Below are 17,889 nucleotides of genomic sequence, written 5' to 3'. Positions count from 1 at the left end.
ATGACCCTCCAATGAGGTCACAGATGGACGGATGCGGGGAGGCGTCCGAGCACGGGGACGGGAGTGAAGGCTTCGCCGTATGCGGCGCCGATCCGGCCGCCGTGCAGGCGTGCCAGGGTCTCGGCCATGGGCCCGAAGTGCTCGGTGATGGGCTGGGAGCGGTGTACGGAGAGGGCGCGCATCTTCTGATCGAAGGTCGTGCTGATGTCGATGATCGTGTGCGGGAAGATGGGCCCGTCGAGCATGAGGCCGTTGTAGGACTCGCAGGTGTAGACCCGCCGCGGATGACCGGTCGTGATGACCGTCAGCGGCAGCGCGTCGAGTACGGCCAGGCCCACCTGCCGGTGGTCGGGATGGGCGTCCCGTACCGGATGGGTGACCACGACCTCAGGGCGTACATTGGCAAACACCTCCGAGACCGCGTCGGTGCTCACCTCGGTCAGCAGGCATAACTCCGCGCCCAAAAGCGTCGCCCCGGCGGCGGCTTCGGAATCCCGGATCGGATCGTGCGAGCGGACCGCGATGGTCACCTTCGCCCCGGCGGCAGCGTGCAGCGCGAACGTGCCACCGGCCCACAGCTCGGCATCATCGGGGTGCGCCATGACGGCGAGCATGGATGCCGGGCCGCTCACCACAGCTCCAACTTCTCGGTGATCTCGGCAGGTTTGGGCAGCTCCGGGCTCGGGTTCCCGGTCGGCCGGTATGGCACGGCCACGTCGGTCTGAGTGCGGATCAGCGCCCGCCAGGCCAAAACCTGGTCGAAGGCTTCCGAGATTCGCGTGCCCTTGGCACCGGTGAGGCGGCCGGAGGCATGGAGATCCTCCAGGGCGAGGCCGCCGGCCAGCAGGCGGGCCGCGGTTGTCGGGCCGATGCCGTGCACACCGGGGATGTTGTCGGATGGGTCGCCGCATAGCGCCCGGAAACACGGCCATTGCGCGGGGGTGACGCCGTACCGGTCGATGACCTGGGCGGGCCCGATGTCGCGTTTGCCGGGGTGCATCGCGGTGTTGAGGACGTGCACGTCGTCGGTGAGGAGCTGGTAGAAGTCCCGGTCCGCGGACATGATCAACCGCTTACGGGCCACGCTGTGATGGACGAGGGTGGCGATGACGTCGTCGGCCTCGGCGTCGTCGATTTCCATCCAGGCGATGCCATAGGCGTCCAGGCCACGCTTCACGTCGGGCAGGGCGCGGATCGGCTTGAGTGTGGTCTCATCGGCCACCCGGTTGGCCTTGTAGGCGGCGTCGGCGTCCTGGCGGGCGGCTGAGCCGTACTCGCCGTCGAAGACGACGATGACCTCGGGTGGGTGGGGGAGTTCGTCGCGGATGGCCACGCGTAGTAGGGCGAAGAACCCGAAGACGCCGGTGAGGTCGCGGGTCTTGTCGCGCGAGCGGATCGGGGCGGGGAAACCGAAGGTCGCCCGCCAGAGCAGGTTGTGGCCGTCGACCAGCAGCAGGGGGACTTCCATCACCAGACCGCCTTCAGGAATGTGTCAGCGATTGTGGTGGGCCGGAAGTCCCGAGATCGGTAGTACGCGGCCCGCGACGTACGCAGGTAGGTTACCGGGTCTTGGGTGATCGCCATGGCGGCTTGCCACAGTCCGTACGGACCCTCGCTCCGCTTGACGATGACGCCGCCGCTGCTGAGGAGTTCGGGGAGGTTGCCGACGTCGTAGGCGACCACCGGGGTGCCGACGTTCATCGCCTCCAGCGCGACCAGCCCAAAGGTTTCGGCTAGGGAGGGCACGATCACGACTGCCGCGTTGGCCAGCCATCCCGGCACCTGCCGCCAGGCGAGTCCGCCTGTCTGCACCCGCAACTGGGGGTCCTTCGTATCCAGGCACCGACGGATGATCTCGGCTTGCCGATGTTCCCGCTGCTCGAACGGTGCGGTGGCGAGCATGATCTCCACCCGCCGGTCGAGCCGGGGCATATGGTCGAGGAGTTCGGCCGCTCCCTTTTCGGGAGCTGCGCGGGCCAAAACCCGTACGGGGCCGTTCGTTCGCAGGCGCTCGCGACGACCCTGGTCGAGCCACGCGCCTTCGTCGTGGAGGAGCGCGTTGGGTACGATGCGCCAGTCCGCAGTCGGGTACCCACGGTCGGCGGCCTGCTGCAGCACCATGGGCGAGGGGGCGATGACCACGTCGGCCGACACCAGCGCCGGGCGGAGGTCTTCGTCATGACCGACGATGTGTACGGCAAGTACTTTGCGGGCCGGGTGATCGGCCATGGCCCGCCCGAGCCCCCACAGCGCGTCGGTGTAGACGACGAGCCGGGCCTGGTGCCGGTCGAGGATTTCGGCGATCTCCGCTGAGACAGCCGAGTCGTCGATCGCGTGCCTGAGCGCCCGGTCGTCGGCGGGGAAGGACACCTCCAGCGACCTCAGCCGGACGATTCCCGGCTCTGTAGCCGTGCCATTCGCGGCGATCATGAGCGTGTCATGGCCGCGTTTGCCGAGTCCCGCCGCCAGAGCGGCGGTGGCGCGTTCGATCCCGGCGGGGATGTCGGGCGCGTAGGAGGCGAGTACGAACGCGATCATGCTGTTCGCACCTCCACCGGAACCGGTAGCGAACTGCACGCTTGCCCAGCCGGCACGCGCTCCCAAGGGAAGACGACCCAGTCGGCGACATCCCAGACATACAGGTTGGGAAGGCCGTCCGGGGCACCGGCATTGCGGCACAGAGTGGCGGTGCAGATCACGCTTCCCGGTTCGGCCATGGGTCGTAGAGCCTCCATGAGGGCGATCAGCGTGGAGCCGCTGCCGCAGATGTCGTCCACGATCAGGAACGGACCCGGCAACGGCTCCGTCCCGCCGAGGGCACGCAGCGGACTCATGTCACAGGAGACCTCGCCGCTGGCCTGCAGCCTGGTCTCGTTGGAGGCGTTGTGCCTGGCCGTGACGATGACGACCGAGGCTCCGGTCTCCGCGCCGATCGCGTAGGCGGGAGCACGCCCGCCGTTTCCGATGCCGATCACTAGCGGTACGGCGCCGAGACGATTCAGCGCGGCAGCGGCCAAGAGACGGGTGGCTCGCCAGTAAGCGTCGGTCGTCATCCGCCACAGGTGCCGACGTTCGAAGACCCGGGTCATTGCTGCGCGATTCATGCGGAACCGTCCGGGCCGGTCAGGGCGAGGTCGGCCGGGCCATGCAATGGGCGTAGCGTCCCGATGTGCTCGGCTGGCCGGTCATTGCGCCATACCTGCCCGTCGGCCCGGACGACGGTGAACCCGCCGGCATCTGCCCTGGTGCGCAGCCGTACCGACAGGCCGCCGGGCACGTTCAGCGCATCGACGACCTCGCGTGCATCCCGGTCGCTCAGCATCTCGCCGTCACCGCCGAGCCGTACGGCTTCGCCGATGGGGAGCATCTGCAGGAAGGTCACGCCACCAGTCCCGAGGTGGTGCGCGAGCCGTACGAGGTCCTGGGCGAAGCCGCGATTGGAGGCCATGAGTACGGTCTGGATCCGCACGTACAGGCCTGCGGCGACGGCCCCCTTGATGCCGTCGATCGCCCGGTTGAAGGAGCCCTTCCCTCTCCAGCCGTCGTGGATGAGCGCGGACGGGCCGTCGAGGCTCACCTTGACGGCGTCGACGTGCCCGACAAGCTGGGCGGCACGCCGTTCGAGGTGCCAGCCGTTCGTGGTGACGCTGGCTACGCATCCGGCCGAGCTCAGCTCGTCGGCCAAGTCCGCGAGGTCGCCCAGCAGGAGCGGCTCGCCTCCGGAGATGTCCACGCCGAGAATGCCCGCCTGACCGATCAACCTCGCGATCCTGCGGCGGTCGTGCGCACCGAGCTCTCTGACGTTCTTGTCGTCCAGACAGTGGGGGCAGCTCAGGTTGCACCGGACGATCGGCGACCAGCACACGCTGACGGGTGTCACCCCGCCGCAGGCAGACGGGTGGACGACGGGCCACCGGCCGACCTCGTCGGCGTCCAGGGACAGCCGTCCGAGCGGCAGCGTACGGGCGGCCCGGTGGGTGAGGCCGGTGGCGGGATCATGGACCAGCGTCGTCCCTTCCCGTACGGCCACGCCGAAGGTTCGCATCATCGAAACACCTCACTTCGGGAGAGAAGGCGGTGCGTCACCGCCATGAATTCGGCCACGGCGCGTCGGGGCATCGGCGCCTGCAGCAGGCTCCGGTAGTGATGCAGCGTCGCGGGCCAGGTGGCGAGCTTGGTCCGCCAGAGCGCGTCCGCGTTCGGCGGGTCGAGGTGAAAACCGGTGGCCTGCCGTACCGGGACGACGTACAGCCCGGTGGCGATCAGCTTCGCGCCGAGGTGGGTGTCCTCCATCCCCCAACCGAGTCGGCCGAACTCCGGGTCGAAACCGCCGATGTCGATGACGGCATGCCGAGGTGCTGCCATCAGAGCCGTGACGACCATTCGAGGCAGGTCCCAGTCGTAGTACATCCGCCCGTATCCGAGATCGACCAGATCCCTGGTCTCGTCCAACGGGTGCCCTTCGATGGGCCGGTCGAGGACGAGGCCTGAGTACATCAGCGGCTGCCCGACCGGCGGACGCCAGCGGACGCGGTGATCGGCATAGAGATCGGGTGTGCCCGGCAGCGGTTCGGCGCCATAGGTGATGTTGTGCCGGAAGCCGACCAGGACCACGTCGTCGCAGGCGCGGACGGCCAGGTCAGCGATCACGTGGGGTGGCAGGACCATGTCGGCGTCGAGGAAGACGATCGTGTTCCCGGATGTGGCGACCGTACCGATATTGCGTGCCGTGGCGGCGCCGAGGCGTTCGGGGAGCCGCACGACCCGGGCGACCACCGGATGGGCGCGCGCGATGTCGGCCGTGTGGTCGGTGCTGGCGTCGTCCACCACGATTACCTCGGCGGCGAACGTCTGCGCGGCCAGGGCGTCGAGAACCGCGGGCAGACAGTAGCCGACATCGAATGCCGGGATCACCACAGACACGCTCCGGTCCGATGAAGCGGGGGCCGGAACCGCTCCGGGCTCGTGCCAGCCATGACCCGTCTCCAGCTCGAACCGGCGGGTCATCCGCCGGTGGTCGTTACCCCGCCGGCTCAAAAGGGTGGTCAGCGATTCGGTCACGGCCACCCCCACGAGTCGAGGACGGCTGAGGCCGACACCCAGTCGCGCGGGTCGCCGACGAGATGGAGCCGGACGTCGTACAGGTGATCGCAGACGATGCTCTGATAGAGCGGCTCGGCGACCACCAGCGCCTCAGCCGGCCTGCCGTACAGCTCGAACTCCCTCGCCAGCGATGCGGCGGCGATCGACCGCAGCTCGACCGCCCGGTCCGCGCTCAAGGCTCGGTCGTACGGCACGAGCAGCCGGCCGGCGTCGATCAGGCCGTGCTCGGCGGACAGGATGCGTACCCGCGGGCGCAGCTCGGGGAAGCGCTCGATGCGACGCCGGAGCTGGGGGACGCAGCCGCCCTCGTAGAGCTCGAGCGCAGGGATGGGGAGCTCGGTGCTCCGCTTGCGGCGGGAACAGGAGACGATGACGAGGTTCACGCCTCACGCACCACCCGGAAGCCGATGCCTCGGGACCGCAGCTCGGCGGGGGCCGCGTTGAGGAAGGTGCACCGTGCGTAGAGCGGCGGGGAGGCGAACGAGCCGCCTCGGATGATGGCCCCGTCGCCCATCAGGGTCGTCGCGGTCCACTCCCATACGTTGCCCGCGACGTCCAGCAGCCCGAGTGGAGTCGCGCCTTCGGGATGCTGGCCGACGGGTGCGGGCCCGCCGAGGGCAGAGTCGCGCAGGTTGGCGAGCCGTGGCCGCCACGGCCGGTCTCCCCAGGGGTAGGTGTGCCGGTCCGGCCCGGCGGCCATCCACTCCCACTCGGCCGACTTCGGGAGTCGGCCGCCGAGCTGGGCGGCGATGGCGGCGGCTTCCTCGTGGTTCACCCCGGTCAGCGGCCGGCCGTCGTCGTGTGCGACGGGGGTGGCGGCCCAGTACAGCGACCCGATCTCGACGGGTCGGCCTTCGTCGCCGTACTGACAGGTCCCGCCGGGGACGAGGAGCCAGGTGATGCCCATTCTGTTGCCTCCTTCTGTTGGTCATCCGGCGATCAGGAAGAGGTCTTCGACGCAGACGTCGTCGCGGACGCGGCTTTTGGCCGGGTTGGCGGCCATGCCGACCGCCTCCAGGGCGTCGAGGATGCGCTCCATCGCCGCCTCCGCCTCGACCTGGTCGGCTGCGAAGGCGCAGTAGTTGTCCGCGAAGCGGACCAGGGGCAGGTTCGGGAGCAGTCGGTCGGCGCGGGACAGCCGCAGGTTGATCAGCAGCGGCGACACTCCGGTGCCAGGCGCGAGCGGGGACGGTAGGCCGGACAGCGCGGTACGGAACCGGTCGAGGAACGTGCCGTCATGGACGTGCACGGCCAGCCAGTTCGTCACCTCCTCGGGATCCGAACCCTGGGAGACCTGTTCGACGTCCACGTCCGCGACCCAGGTGAGGCCGCTGTCGACGAGGGCCATGGCCTGGCGGAGGGTGGTCAGCCGGTTGCGGCCCGGCCGGTATCCGGAGACCCAGTCCGCGAAGGCCCGCGCCTCCAGGATCGGCTCGACGGCGTTGCGTAGCGCCCGGTGCACCAGCCGGTCCTCCACGGTTGGGATCACACACGGCAGTTCCCTCCCGGTGTAGGTGGCGAACGGGTTGGCTCGCAACGGCCCCGGCCGCCAGGTCCCATCCCGTAGACCCCTGGCCAATCGGGGAATGCGTACGGCTGCCGCTCGCCGGTAGTCGGCCCAGGTCATGCCGTCGGCTCCGGGCGAGGAACGCCGCCGCCCGCACTGCCGGAGCGCCGCGACCAGGTGCCGTTCATCGAGAAACGGCATCAGCGAGTGGGCCTGCGGGGTTACGCTGGTGTTCACCTGAGCGGCAGGAACGATCCCCGCCTCTCCACTCGACAAGGGCCTGCACTCCAGCACGCGCGGCTCGAGAGGTGCGGAACGACGGCCCCGCTCAGGCCTCGGGTCAGCGCGCATCTGTGCCCTCCAGCAGGATGTGCAGTCGAGTGCTCAGGTTCCAGCCCCGCGAGAGCGTCTCGTTCGCGATCTCCCGCATCGACGCGATGACCTTGGAAGCAGTCGTCGCCTGCGGCATCACCCATATCGGCCCCAGGCCGTGCTCGGCCTCCAGCTTCGCGACCTCCTCCAGATCCGTCGGCTGCTCGACGACGAACTTGAAGACGGCACGCTGTGAACTCGCGAATGCCCGCAGCGCCTCCGGATTGATCCGCTTGCCGTACGGCACGCCGGAGTTGGCGAGCTTGGGGGAGACGTTCCAGTGCTTCACGGCCGCCAGAAGGCCACCGCTCGGCACCACGGTCCCGTTGGTCTCGACCTCGACTCGGCGTCGGTGGGCCCGGAGCATGTCGGCCAGCCAGACCAGTCGGTCCTGCTGCAGCAGTGGCTCGCCCCCCGTGATGACGACCAGCGGCGTGGGAACGGCCAGCACCTCGTGGAGGACCTCGGACTCGGTCATCCGACGAGTGATGCTCGCCAGATCGAACCGGGAGGTGTCCCACGTCTCCGGCGTGTCGCACCAGGCACAGGTCAGATTGCACCTGCTCAGGCGTAGAAAAGCCGCCCGCTGACCGGTTGAGGGTCCCTCCCCCTGGAATGTGGGGCCGAAGACCTCGGCGACAAGGAGGCTCATGCCGTACCTCCCCGATACTCGGCCCAGGTCGAATCGGTCTCGGAGACCCTCACCGCGTGCAGCAGATGCGCGACGGGAAGGTTGGCCGCACACCACTCGTAGATCGTGTACGCGAGCCGCTCGCAGGTCGGCTGCCCGTCGATCACGTCGTTCAGATGGCGGTGGTCGTATGACTGCTGAAGGAAGTCCCGTACGCGGGAGAGCTCGCCGAAGTCCGCGACGAAGCCATAGGCGTTCAGTTCGGTTGCTGCGAGCCGGACCTCGACCGTGTAGTTGTGGCCGTGGAGCCGTCGGCACGGGTGCTGCTCAGGCAGCAGTTCCAGCCGGTGGCTGGCGCTGAAGTGGAACTTCTTGGCGATTAGATACATGGCGCCACCGGTGACGGGTCGTCGTACTCGGTGGGGTCGGGCACACCGGCCAGGGCGAAGGCCTCCTTGCGTTCGGTGCAGGTGCCGCAGCGTCCGCAGTGCTTCCGGCCGCCCAGATAGCAGGACCATGTGCGGCCGAAGGGCACGCCCAGCGCGGCACCGAGCCGTACGACGTCGGCCTTGGTCATCTCGATGAACGGCGCGAGCACCTGGAAACCCTCGGCGGCGATACCCTCGTTGGCCTGGGCCACCATGCGCCGGTAGGCCTCGACGAAGCCGGGACGGCAGTCAGGGTAGATGGGGTGATCGCCCGCGTGGGCGCCGAAGGCTACGGCATCCGCCTTGTCGGTCATCGCGAGCGCGACGGCCAGATCCAGGAACAGCGCGTTGCGGTTGGGGACGACCGTGGCACTCATGGAGGCATCCGTGTAGTGACCTCGCGGCATCGGGACGCGGTTGCCGGTCAGCGCGGATCCGGGGGTGAGCACGGCCAACGCCGGCAGGTCGAGCTTCACGTACGCCGCATTGAGTGCCTGAGCCGTGCCGATCAGGTATGCCAGCTCGACGCTGTGGCGCTGACCGTAATCGATGCCGAGCAGGGTGAGCCGGCGCGCGCCGTTTGCGGCCAGCCAGTAGGCCAGCGTTGTCGAGTCCAGGCCGCCCGAGGCCACGACGACGGCGTGGTGGATCGGGCGCGGAGCGATGCTCATTCTGATCCTTTCCTGAAGTAGGGCCGAATGTGACAGGTCAGCGACCGGTGAGGGTCGGAACTGACGAATGGGAGCCGATGCCGATCCCGACCTGCCGGGGAACTTCGGTGATCTCGCGGAGGTCGGGGACCGGCGGAGGGAAGTCGAGACGACGCGGATCGTCCTTGGCGGGCAGGGCGAACCCGACGGCCTTGCCCGGAATACCGGTCGTGAAGGTTCTCGTGGGATACGCGGCGCAGCGACCACCCGAGAGCTGGTGGACCATGAGGAGGCCTCGACCACTCTCCCGGAACCCGTGCTCGCTCTCGTCCACGAGACCGTCTCCGGCCTCCCGAAACCACAGCGCCGTCGGTTCCCCGCTCCTTAGCTCACTCAGGATGGCGAGGACGTCTATCAGGTCCATGTCGCCGTCGACGACCTCGCACCACGCCGGTGCACCGGCCATGCTGATGATCCGCAGTTCGTACGGCTCACGCGCGTGAGTCTCGGCGTTGGCCGCCAGTTCGGCCACCGCGATCTCCGCGTCACTCGCCTGCTCGGCGTCCACGCCCGCCGCTTCGAGCGCCTGCCGGACCACGGCCCGGGCGCGGTGCGCGGCGGATCCGGGCCGCAGGACCTTCACGAGCACGCGGTGGCCGTGGAGCCTGACTGGGGGTGCCAAGCCGTACCTCCGGGGGGTCTGTTCGGTCGGCCGGTGTTCGCCGGCCGCGTTTCCGTCACCCAGTGGACCAGCGTGACGGCGAAGAGTGAACGGTCATCCACCGTGAAGGCCGTGAAGCTCTCGATCACACCGTGAAGGTCGTGAAGATGAGCGGTTCGGGCTGCGGGCCCGTTCACAAGAGGTGACCACGCGATTACCGTCGCTTTGAACGGGAGGTCAGATGGGACGGGCACCCACCACCGCATTGGCGGAGGTCCTGCAGCACGCCGGAATGAACCCGCGGCAACTCGCCGCGGCTGTCAACGCATGGCTGGCGGGGCGCGGTCTTGGCTCCCGGCGCATCGATCCCACCGCTCCTTACGCCTGGGTTCGCCACGGCTATAAGCCCTACGATCCGATCCCCTCGGTGGTGGCCATCGTGCTGTCGGAACACCTGGGCTACCCGGTCGGGGTGGATCAGCTCTGGCCGGCCCGGCCATCTGCCGTCATGTCGGCTGCCGCCTCCGACCTCCTGCAAGAGGGCGGCGTCGAAAACATGCTCCAGTCGCTCAGCGAGCTGACGACGCTGAGCGCCGGGAAAAACGCCGAGGTCATCGCTGCATCCGGACCCGACCTGGCGGCAGCCGTACTCGACGGATTACGCACCAGCGTGTCCTGGGCACACCGGCGGTCGGGCCGCGAGCGCGTCCTTCCGCCGCAGGTGCGACTGATCGGCGCACATGTGGAAGCCCTGCGCAAACTTGATGATCGGCACGGCGGCGGCGCACTCAGCATGAGATACGTCACCAGCGAACTGCGCAACGTCGTCGACCTGGTGCAGTCCGCAGACTACGAGCCCGCCGTCGGACGCGAGCTGATGACCATTATCGCCGACCTTGCCCAGCTCGTCGGGTGGGTGCATTTCGACGCCCAGCGGTATGGCGCGGCTGAGCGATACCTGCTGTTCAGCGAGCGGATCGCCCGAGGGATCGGTGAGCACGGCCGGGCCGCCAACGCAGTCGGCATGCTCGCCTACATCTCCGCTTTCGCGGGCCATGGGCAGGAGGCCGTTCACATCGCCTCAGCGGCTGATCGGTGCTCACCCCGCGATCCGGTCCTGCAAGCCAGGATCATCGGGCGCATGGCCACGGCGGCGGCCGCCGCCGGCGACCTGTCCGGGTTCCGCCGAGCGTCGGAGAAGGCACGGGAGCTGTTGTCCTCAGCTGATGGCGCTCCGACGTATCTCTACTACCTGGAGCCCGAGCAGCTGATCGCCGAGGCAGGGCAGGCGCTCGTCGTGCTGGGCGAGCACATGACGGTGTACCGCCAGCCCCTGCTCGCTGAGGCGATCAACCTGCTCGCCCCGATCTCGAAGGTAGGTGCCCGGCCCGACTACCCGAGGTCGGCGCTGCTCCACGGTGCGTTCTTGACAAAGGCATACCTGCTGAACGGCGAGATGGAGCCGGCCGTGACAGCGGCACGGGCAACGCTCACCAGGCTGAGCGAGGTCCAATCGATCCGCGGAATCACCTATCTGCGGCAGTTACGACCGGCCTTCGCCCGGCGGAGCCGTTCCCCGGTAGTCTCAGAATTCCTTCCCGAGTTCGATAAGGCACTTGCGCACGCATGACCACCGGCACCACCAGATCATTAGACCCAGGCCGTTTCGTCGTCGCCGTACGACCCTACGACCATCCGGATTCTCGCCGGCTGGTCCGCGCGCTGTTCGATGATCAAACGGAGCGGTACGGCTATGCCGACCCCTTCGAGGCCGACCCCGTCTACTACACCCCGCCCCATGGTCTGTTTCTCATCGGCTACCTCGACGGTGTCCCGGTGGCCTGCGGCGGCTACCGCACGTTCGATGAACAGGCGCGCACGGTTGAGGTCAAGAAGATGTACACCGTCCCCGGATTTCGTGGTCTCGGTTTGGGGGAGCGCATTTTGACCGAGCTGGAACGCCATGCCGTACGGAACGGGGCACAGCGCTCCATTCTGGAGACCGGAGTGCGCAACACTGCGGCACTGGCCTTATATACCGGGATCGGCTACCAGCCGACCGAACGTTACGTCGACGGCCGCGATCCCGCCATCAACCGGGCGTTCACCAAGGAATTCGGCCGGGATCGGACCGAGGAGTTCACCTGCTGATTGTCCACTCCTTCAGCAGTTCGGTCTCTCGCTGCGGGCTCAGCCCGTGCTCGGCGAATCTCTCGTGATCGACCGGGGCTCCGCCCGCCTGCATCCACTGCCAGGTGTCGGCGACGGTCTCGTGCAGCGGGCGGCAGACGAGGCCGGCCGCCCTGGCCTTGTCGGCGTTCATGGCCCACGCGGTCGGCAGGGTCCGCCAGATGGGAATCTCGGTCCACTCCAGCACGCCGCGCTCGGCCAGCCAGGATTCCTCCACCCACACGAACTCGGTCGTCGACCCGGTGGCCTGCTTGCAGGCATGGAGCATGCCGCCGTAGGTTTCCCGGCCGATCGGCGCGGCCACGTTGTAGGCCCCGGTGGCCTTCTGCTCGACGAGGTCGAGAGCGAAGGCGGCGACGTCGCGGACATCGACCGGCTGGATGCTCCGGTCGGACGGAGCCGGGGCGAGCACCCGGCCGCCACGGCTGATTCGGCGTAACCACCAGGGCAGACGCCCCACGTACTCGCCGGGCCCGAGAATGACATGCGGCCGGATGAACAGGGTGCTGTCGGCGAACTCCCGCCGGATCGCCAGCTCGCAGCCCACCTTGAGCGGGCCGTAGGCGTCAGGGTCCCACCGTCGCGTCCCGGGATCGAGGTCAGGATCGCCATCCCACAGCGGCGAGGACTCGTCCACGGGCTGGTGCGGCCAGTCCCGGTAGGCCGAGATCGTGGACATGAAGACATAGCGCTCGACGCTGCTCGCGAGCGCCCGCGCTGTGTTACGCACGAGGGCCGGTACGGCTCCCGCGGCGTCGAGCACGACGTCCCAGGGCCCACGCGTGGGGAGCTCTACCAGTTCCTCGGGGCGTTCCCAGTCACCACGGATGAGCCGTACTCCCGGCGGTGGGTTGGCACTGCGTCCGCGGTTGAAGAGCGTGACCTCCCAGCCTCGTCGTACGCCCTCCGCCACTACGGCACGGCCGACGAACCACGAGCCGCCCAGGATCAGAATCCGCACGGCTCCATCATCCAGTACGAGGTCACGTGGATCGCATTTCTGCCGAGGCGAAGGAGGCGGCCGAGAGCGAGTTCGTGTTCCGCCGCTTCCCAGAGGACTGGGAGATCAGCCTCGACTTGAAACCCTGGCTGGAGAATGGATGCCGCAGTCGGCCGATTCGCTGCTGAGGCCGAGGCATCCGTACTGCACACGCCGTAGTTCGAACCCTTCGCGGGTCAGGTTGCCGTCAGCAGACGGGTTTGCGGTACCGGGACAGCCGCAGCTCATATCCGGTCTCCGCGCCTGAGGTGGTGAGCGCGGTGCCGCCGCTGGTGGCGGCATTCCAGATCCACGGCAGTACGTGGCGAGTGGGGGAGGGGCCGGGTAGAGCGCAGATGGCTTGCCGCAGGGACAGGCGCAGGTGCTGCAGGTCCTCCAGGCTCGCCGCAGGAATGTCCAGCGCTCGTTGGCGGCCGTCGCTCGCGGTGGCCTCGGCCAGCGCCAACGTCTCCTGGCCGGGGTCGGCGAGCGCCGGTGTCTCGGTGAGAGGAGTCTCGGTCTCGGTGCCCGGCAGGTCGTGGGGGAGCTGGGCCGAGCGCCAGGAGCTCCAGTCGGTGCCGATGCTGCCCAGGGCGGCCAGTAACAGGTCGATGGCGCGCTGCTCGGCGTCGTCGCCGTCTTCCCAGACCTCGGTGATCAGCGGGATGACCTGTGCCCAGGTGAGGTGCTTGAAGCGTGCCCGCTCACCCGTGGTCGGCGGGGTGTGGGGCATCGGCGGTGTCAGGTAGGTGAGGTCGGTACGACGGGTCGGGTGGTGGTGATCGGCGAGGGTGAGATAGCCGGGGAGTTGTCCTCGGCGGTGGCTTGAGGTCTCGGTCTTGAGCTCGATCATCCATAGGCGTTCGGGCCAGAGCACGGCGTAGTCCGGGGCTCCGCCTTGTTCCCCGTGATGTCGCGCGGGGAGGTCGAACTCGTCGACGAACAGCGGCCGGGTGTCCCAGGTGTCGGTTCCGAACGACAGGGTGTCCAGCTCGTGGAGGAAGCGGGCGCCGTGGTCGGAGGGAGCGTTGGGGGTGTTCCACGGCGGGTAGGGGCCGCCGAGGATCAGCATGGTCAGCAGCCGCTGGCAGTATTCCTCCCGGCCGAGCCGCAGCCGCCGTAACAGGCGTACAGGATCTTCGATCGCCATAACCGCCACGATCTCACGGAGTATTCCGGCCTGCAGCCGATCTCAAAACACGTCATATCGACGAGGGCGGATCCGAGGTCGTCGCCGACCTCGGCGCAGAGTCCGACGAACGCCTCCTCCCCGGAGCGGCGCTGCCACTGGCAGGCCAGTAGATGCCGCCACACCTGATCTGCCGTACGGTGGTCAGCGCTCCGAGCCCGTCGTGAAAGACCGAAAGGTCACTGGTGAGAACGGCACGGGCTGCGAGTGGGCGGCGATCTCGCGTCGGCCCGGACAGCCATGGATTCCTGGCAGGGAAGTATCACTGGGTTGGAACTGTCCGCCTCCTGGATCCTGGTGACTCTCACCTCGTCGGCTTCCTGCTCTGCTGACTCGCGCCACTGAAGGATCTGGAAATCGATCGATTGGTAGGCGACGGGCCTGCGATCGGTTGGCCGGTTGTGCCGGTGGTCCTGGATGGTGGCACGGTGCCTCCGATCAGAGGGCTGTCGGACAGTGCGGTGAGGACGGATGGGTCGCGGCGACGGTCGAGTGCGGAGATCTCGGCTGCCAGACCCGGACATTGGGTGGGAGTGGCAGCCTGCAGGGTCGCCTGGTTCAGATGCCGGGGTGCCTCGTGCCAGGCCCAGCTCACGCTGACGCCGGTGTCGTGCCGGTAGTGATCGTGATGTTCCTCGGCCCCGACCGGCCCCGTATCCGCCCAGGTGAGGTCGCTGGCTGGGTCGTCTTCGACTCGGGTGGTGTCCGCGCGGGCGGCGGGGTCGAACGCGCCACGTACGATCCCGGCCAGCTCGGCGGCACTGGCCCGTCCGGTGACCGTGACCCCGCATACGCCGAGCGCGGAGGCCAGGGCGTCGAGGGTACGGCCCAACTCATCCAGGGCGGTGGTCATGTCGTCCAGGCCGGCGGGGGAGCGGGTCGGGTCGAAGGTCACGCTCACATAGGCGTCGACCCGGGCGGCCGTCCGCGGTGCCGTACCGACCAACTGCCGCATCAGCCGTACCGCCGGCTCGGGCGCGTTCGCCGACAGTGTCCGCTCGACGTGGTCGGCGAGGGCCGATCCGGGCTCGGGGGCGGTGTCGACGGTGACGGTGACCCAGCGGATGGTCGGCATGTGCCCTAGGGAGGCGAGCCAGGCACCCCAGTTGGCCACCCACGTGTCGGCGTCGGTCCGCTCGGCCAGCCAGGTCGATGCCGCCGACACCTTCAATGTCGCGGTGAACAGCCCGGCCCGGCGGTCCCACACGATGCCGTACTGCCGCCCGAAGGCGTCCTCGGCCGACAGCAGCCGGGTTGTGGCCAGCACCCCGGGAAGCTGGAAGGCACGCGGGTGCGCCACCACGACTCCCGCCCGGTAGCGGGTGTGGCCGCGGGCCTTGCCGTACGACCAGCGGACGCGGCGGACCAGGAAGTGCGCGACAGGCACGCCGCTGACACGGACGAGCACCAGGGCTCCGGCCAGTGCGGCGGGCGGCCCGGTGAACACTACGGTGCGGGCGTCGATCGAGACCGCCAGGACCACGGCGGCGACCACGCCAAGCGCGACGAAGGTCCCGGCGGTTCCCAGACCGAGCAGGCCGAGACCGCGCCGCCTGCGCCAGCCGCCATACGTGCGGATGTCTGTCGTGGCCGGTGACGTCATCGCTGGTGGTCCTCTCGCATCGAGTTGGCCGCGGTCCTCGCGCCGTTGGCCAAATTGCCGACCACGGCGGCCGATGCCGCCGCTGCGGTCCCCGCCGGTCCGGCGGCAGAGCCTGCCGTCGCGGCCCTGGCCGTACCAGCTGATGTGCTGTCTGCCGAGGCGCTTCCCGACGCGCCCGACGTGGCCGATCCCGCACCTGAGCCTGTGGTGGTGCCCGGGGCCGCGCCGGCGCCCGCCGCTGCCGGGGCGGCGCCCGAAGGAGAAGTCGGCGGCGCGCCGTTGCCCCCTCTACCCCCGCCGAGCTGGGCGGACAGGAAGTCGGCGTGTGTGATCGCGCTTGAGGAGGCCGAGCCTCCGCCGCCGCGGAACGTGCCGACCGCGACCGCGCCGGCGATGCTCGCGCCGAGCAGACCTCCACCACCGCTCACCGTGGCCAGCGAACCGGTCGTCCAGGTGAAGAACTTCATCAGCACCGGCAGCGCGACCAGCGACAGGACCATCATCGCGAAGCCCATGACGATCGTGCGGGCGTCCTTACCGTTGCCGAGCATCGTGAACGTGGTCGCGTACACGGCTGCTGCGGCGGGCTTGTAGCAGATCAGCGCGAGCATCCACCCGGTCAGCTTGCGGAACCAGGGCTTGGTCAGCGTGGTCATCGATCCGGCGGCGGCCAGCGGGAGTAGCCCGGCGAGGATGACCAGTGCGGCCTCGCGGAACAGCATGAGCACGGCCTGGACGACACCGGCGAGGATCGCGATGACGCCCAGCACGATCACGACGCCGGGGGCTGCCGCGCCGAGAGTGAGAACCTTGGTCAGACGCTCACCGAAATCGCCATGCGTCGAGGCGTTGAGGATCCAATCGGACCAGGCGTCACCGGCTTTGACCAGGAGGGACGCGATCAGCACGCCGATGGTCGAGGTCGCCGCCATGACCATCAGGCCGGAGCCGACGTCGGCCAGCGGGCTCGCTTTGCGCGACAGAGCCATCTTCGCGCCTGAGCTGATCACGCCGAGTACGGCTACTGCGACCGCGATCGGCAGCGTCCACTGACGCATTCGATCGACGGCGGATTCGGTGGCGAGATCCGGTGAGGGGATCTTCACCCACCAGCTGACAGTGTTGCCGATCACCCAGGTCACGCCGTCCTGGATGGCTTTGGCGATCTCGCCGAGGACGCCGTTGGCGGCCCCGGCGGCCATCTGCCCGACCAGGCCGTCGGTGAAGATGCAGGTGGGTGAGATCAAGCTTGAGCACGACATCGGGGTCACCCCTCGAAGGTGGTGTAGCCGTCGAGGGAGGTGAGCGGGCCGGCCGCGTTGCCCCAGTCGCCACCGAGCGGGGCGACCACCCGCCAGTCCCCATCGCGCCAGACGACCTGGACCCGGGTGACCGCGCGTACGGTCGTCCCGGCGGGGGAGGGCCCGGCACTGACCAAATCCACCGTCGCGGCATCCGGCGTGTAGCTCTGCCAGCGGTAGGCCTCCTCGGCCACGTAAGCGACGCCGAGTGCACTGCCCTTCGGCAGCCCGGCCTCCCGCCTGCTCTGCTCGTACTGGGCCCGGGTCTCCTCCAGCAGCTTGTCGGCATCCGGGCCGGTCACCTGCTCGGTGATGGTCGGCTCGAACACCGATGGGCCCCATTGCGCGTTCGCCCGAACCGCGATGTGCAGGGCCGCGAGCAGCGCACCCTGTCGCGTACGGGCGAAGCCCGCCGCCCGGTCGTGGTCGAGGCGGCGTGGGCCGTCGACCTCCGACTGCGGCAGCCGTACCCCGTGGAAGTCCTGCCAGGTCAGACGCGACAGCCGTACCGGTGAAGCCAGCGGCTTATCAGGAGCCGGTGTCGAAGTCGTCGAAGCCGTGACAGAGGAGGACGAGGTCGCCGCCGGGGTCGCGACCGTCGTCGGAGCCGACGAGCATGCGGTCAGCAGTACGAGCGTCGAGAGTACGGCGGCTGTGCCGATGGCGAGCGCCGGGAGCGTGGTGAGCGCCGGGTGGCGCGGCGGCATCGAAAGCCGTACGGCGAGCGGGGGCTTCATCGCAGGAACATCCCGACAATGCCGGACGCGGTGGCGGCCAGGCTGAGCCCGCCCAGTACCCAGGGGATGCCCGAGGCGCCGTCGGCAGCGAAGGACGATCGGTTCTTCCGCCCGATCGCCATCTGCGCCCCGCAGATGAACAGGCCCGCCACCCCGGCGACGATCACACCCCACTTGCCCCAGCCGAGGATCGTGTTGATCGGCTTGTCGAGGCCTGGCGGCGCGATCGGATCGGGGTTGGGCACCGGCACCGCCCGGGCCATCTCCACGACCGCGCTGTCCAGGACTGCGCTGACCAGCATGCTGGCCCTCCTCTGCTTCAGATCATTCGTACGACCAGGCCGGCCGGCTCACCTCGTGGACCGCACCTGACGGAACGACCACGGACTACAGATGGGACGCCGCCGGCAACCGGATCCGTGCCGGAGACAAGACCTACACCTACGACGAACGCAACCGCCTAACCGCCGGGGACGGCAGCACCTACACCTACACCCCCCGCGGCACGCTGGCAGAGAAGAGCACCGACGGCCGCGTC

Annotated in this window: 22 protein-coding genes; 2 read left to right on the top strand and 20 right to left on the bottom strand. The window is 68.9% G+C overall.

What is annotated here, in order from left to right:
• Positions 1 to 17: 17 nt before the first annotated feature.
• From ACQP1K_RS17565 to ACQP1K_RS17505, 13 genes are all read right to left on the bottom strand, one after another.
• The gene (locus ACQP1K_RS17565) at positions 18 to 632 is read right to left on the bottom strand and encodes a PIG-L deacetylase family protein (protein ID WP_433496793.1); all 615 of its coding nucleotides are present in this window, start codon (positions 630 to 632) and stop codon (positions 18 to 20) included.
• Positions 629 to 1,468, bottom strand: a complete 840-nt coding sequence (locus tag ACQP1K_RS17560; RefSeq protein ID WP_433501568.1) for a 5'-3' exonuclease — start codon at positions 1,466 to 1,468, stop codon at positions 629 to 631. Before ACQP1K_RS17560 ends, ACQP1K_RS17565 begins: the two co-directional genes overlap by 4 nt.
• A complete protein-coding gene (locus ACQP1K_RS17555; protein WP_433496792.1) occupies positions 1,468 to 2,538 on the bottom strand; it encodes a glycosyltransferase family 4 protein in 1,071 nt (356 codons plus the stop codon). The genes ACQP1K_RS17560 and ACQP1K_RS17555 overlap by 1 nt, the downstream gene beginning before the upstream one ends.
• Positions 2,535 to 3,104, bottom strand: a complete 570-nt coding sequence (locus ACQP1K_RS17550) for a phosphoribosyltransferase family protein (RefSeq protein WP_433496791.1) — start codon at positions 3,102 to 3,104, stop codon at positions 2,535 to 2,537. Before ACQP1K_RS17550 ends, ACQP1K_RS17555 begins: the two co-directional genes overlap by 4 nt.
• Positions 3,101 to 4,048 carry a radical SAM protein gene (locus ACQP1K_RS17545; RefSeq protein WP_433496790.1) on the bottom strand — a complete coding sequence of 316 codons (948 nt, stop codon included), beginning with the start codon at positions 4,046 to 4,048 and terminating at the stop codon, positions 3,101 to 3,103. The genes ACQP1K_RS17550 and ACQP1K_RS17545 overlap by 4 nt, the downstream gene beginning before the upstream one ends.
• A complete protein-coding gene (locus ACQP1K_RS17540; RefSeq protein WP_433496789.1) occupies positions 4,045 to 4,917 on the bottom strand; it encodes a glycosyltransferase family 2 protein in 873 nt (290 codons plus the stop codon). Before ACQP1K_RS17540 ends, ACQP1K_RS17545 begins: the two co-directional genes overlap by 4 nt.
• Before the next feature lie 140 nt (positions 4,918 to 5,057).
• Positions 5,058 to 5,486: a DUF6884 domain-containing protein gene (locus tag ACQP1K_RS17535; protein ID WP_433496788.1), complete on the bottom strand. Its 429-nt coding sequence runs from the start codon at positions 5,484 to 5,486 to the stop codon at positions 5,058 to 5,060.
• Entirely contained in the window at positions 5,483 to 6,010 is a 528-nt protein-coding gene (locus ACQP1K_RS17530; protein ID WP_433496787.1) for a formylglycine-generating enzyme family protein, read from the bottom strand. The genes ACQP1K_RS17535 and ACQP1K_RS17530 overlap by 4 nt, the downstream gene beginning before the upstream one ends.
• A gap of 21 nt (positions 6,011 to 6,031) precedes the next feature.
• The gene (locus ACQP1K_RS17525; RefSeq protein WP_433496786.1) at positions 6,032 to 6,847 is read right to left on the bottom strand and encodes a reverse transcriptase domain-containing protein; all 816 of its coding nucleotides are present in this window, start codon (positions 6,845 to 6,847) and stop codon (positions 6,032 to 6,034) included.
• Positions 6,848 to 6,950: 103 nt separating this feature from the next.
• On the bottom strand, positions 6,951 to 7,634 hold the full coding sequence (locus ACQP1K_RS17520) for a 7-carboxy-7-deazaguanine synthase QueE (RefSeq protein ID WP_433496785.1): 684 nt from the start codon (positions 7,632 to 7,634) through the stop codon (positions 6,951 to 6,953).
• On the bottom strand, positions 7,631 to 8,002 hold the full coding sequence (locus tag ACQP1K_RS17515; RefSeq protein WP_433496784.1) for a 6-pyruvoyl trahydropterin synthase family protein: 372 nt from the start codon (positions 8,000 to 8,002) through the stop codon (positions 7,631 to 7,633). Before ACQP1K_RS17515 ends, ACQP1K_RS17520 begins: the two co-directional genes overlap by 4 nt.
• A complete protein-coding gene (gene queC / locus ACQP1K_RS17510; RefSeq protein WP_433496783.1) occupies positions 7,993 to 8,712 on the bottom strand; it encodes a 7-cyano-7-deazaguanine synthase QueC in 720 nt (239 codons plus the stop codon). The genes ACQP1K_RS17515 and queC overlap by 10 nt, the downstream gene beginning before the upstream one ends.
• Positions 8,713 to 8,749: 37 nt before the next feature.
• Positions 8,750 to 9,373: an ATP-binding protein gene (locus ACQP1K_RS17505; RefSeq protein WP_433496782.1), complete on the bottom strand. Its 624-nt coding sequence runs from the start codon at positions 9,371 to 9,373 to the stop codon at positions 8,750 to 8,752.
• A 244-nt stretch (positions 9,374 to 9,617) separates the two neighbouring features.
• On the opposite strand from ACQP1K_RS17505, the gene ACQP1K_RS17500 reads away from it, so the two are divergent.
• Together ACQP1K_RS17500 and ACQP1K_RS17495 are read left to right on the top strand one after the other, a co-directional pair.
• Complete coding sequence (locus ACQP1K_RS17500) at positions 9,618 to 10,982, top strand: hypothetical protein (protein WP_433496781.1); 1,365 nt, start codon at positions 9,618 to 9,620, stop codon at positions 10,980 to 10,982.
• Complete coding sequence (locus ACQP1K_RS17495; RefSeq protein ID WP_433496780.1) at positions 10,979 to 11,503, top strand: GNAT family N-acetyltransferase; 525 nt, start codon at positions 10,979 to 10,981, stop codon at positions 11,501 to 11,503. The genes ACQP1K_RS17500 and ACQP1K_RS17495 overlap by 4 nt, the downstream gene beginning before the upstream one ends.
• Here the strand turns inward: ACQP1K_RS17495 and ACQP1K_RS17490 are convergent.
• From ACQP1K_RS17490 to ACQP1K_RS17460, 7 genes are all read right to left on the bottom strand, one after another.
• The gene (locus ACQP1K_RS17490) at positions 11,493 to 12,503 is read right to left on the bottom strand and encodes an NAD-dependent epimerase/dehydratase family protein (RefSeq protein WP_433496779.1); all 1,011 of its coding nucleotides are present in this window, start codon (positions 12,501 to 12,503) and stop codon (positions 11,493 to 11,495) included. The genes ACQP1K_RS17495 and ACQP1K_RS17490 overlap by 11 nt on opposite strands.
• Before the next feature lie 226 nt (positions 12,504 to 12,729).
• Positions 12,730 to 13,671 (bottom strand): hypothetical protein, encoded by a 942-nt coding sequence (locus ACQP1K_RS17485; RefSeq protein WP_433496778.1) that lies wholly within the window; start codon positions 13,669 to 13,671, stop codon positions 12,730 to 12,732.
• Positions 13,596 to 13,835 (bottom strand): hypothetical protein, encoded by a 240-nt coding sequence (locus ACQP1K_RS17480; RefSeq protein ID WP_433496777.1) that lies wholly within the window; start codon positions 13,833 to 13,835, stop codon positions 13,596 to 13,598. Before ACQP1K_RS17480 ends, ACQP1K_RS17485 begins: the two co-directional genes overlap by 76 nt.
• Positions 13,836 to 14,014: 179 nt before the next feature.
• The gene (locus ACQP1K_RS17475) at positions 14,015 to 15,313 is read right to left on the bottom strand and encodes an SCO6880 family protein (RefSeq protein ID WP_433496776.1); all 1,299 of its coding nucleotides are present in this window, start codon (positions 15,311 to 15,313) and stop codon (positions 14,015 to 14,017) included.
• Positions 15,310 to 16,560 carry a hypothetical protein gene (locus ACQP1K_RS17470; RefSeq protein ID WP_433496775.1) on the bottom strand — a complete coding sequence of 417 codons (1,251 nt, stop codon included), beginning with the start codon at positions 16,558 to 16,560 and terminating at the stop codon, positions 15,310 to 15,312. Before ACQP1K_RS17470 ends, ACQP1K_RS17475 begins: the two co-directional genes overlap by 4 nt.
• A gap of 20 nt (positions 16,561 to 16,580) precedes the next feature.
• Positions 16,581 to 17,351 carry a hypothetical protein gene (locus ACQP1K_RS17465; protein WP_433496774.1) on the bottom strand — a complete coding sequence of 257 codons (771 nt, stop codon included), beginning with the start codon at positions 17,349 to 17,351 and terminating at the stop codon, positions 16,581 to 16,583.
• Positions 17,348 to 17,653, bottom strand: coding sequence for a hypothetical protein (locus ACQP1K_RS17460; RefSeq protein ID WP_433496773.1), 306 nt, complete (start codon positions 17,651 to 17,653; stop codon positions 17,348 to 17,350). The genes ACQP1K_RS17465 and ACQP1K_RS17460 overlap by 4 nt, the downstream gene beginning before the upstream one ends.
• Between the last annotated feature and the right edge of the window lie 236 nt (positions 17,654 to 17,889).

It is taken from the genome of Sphaerimonospora sp. CA-214678, from assembly GCF_050942215.1.
GTDB lineage: Bacteria > Actinomycetota > Actinomycetes > Streptosporangiales > Streptosporangiaceae > Sphaerimonospora.
This window is presented reverse-complemented; position numbering and strand designations above follow the sequence as displayed.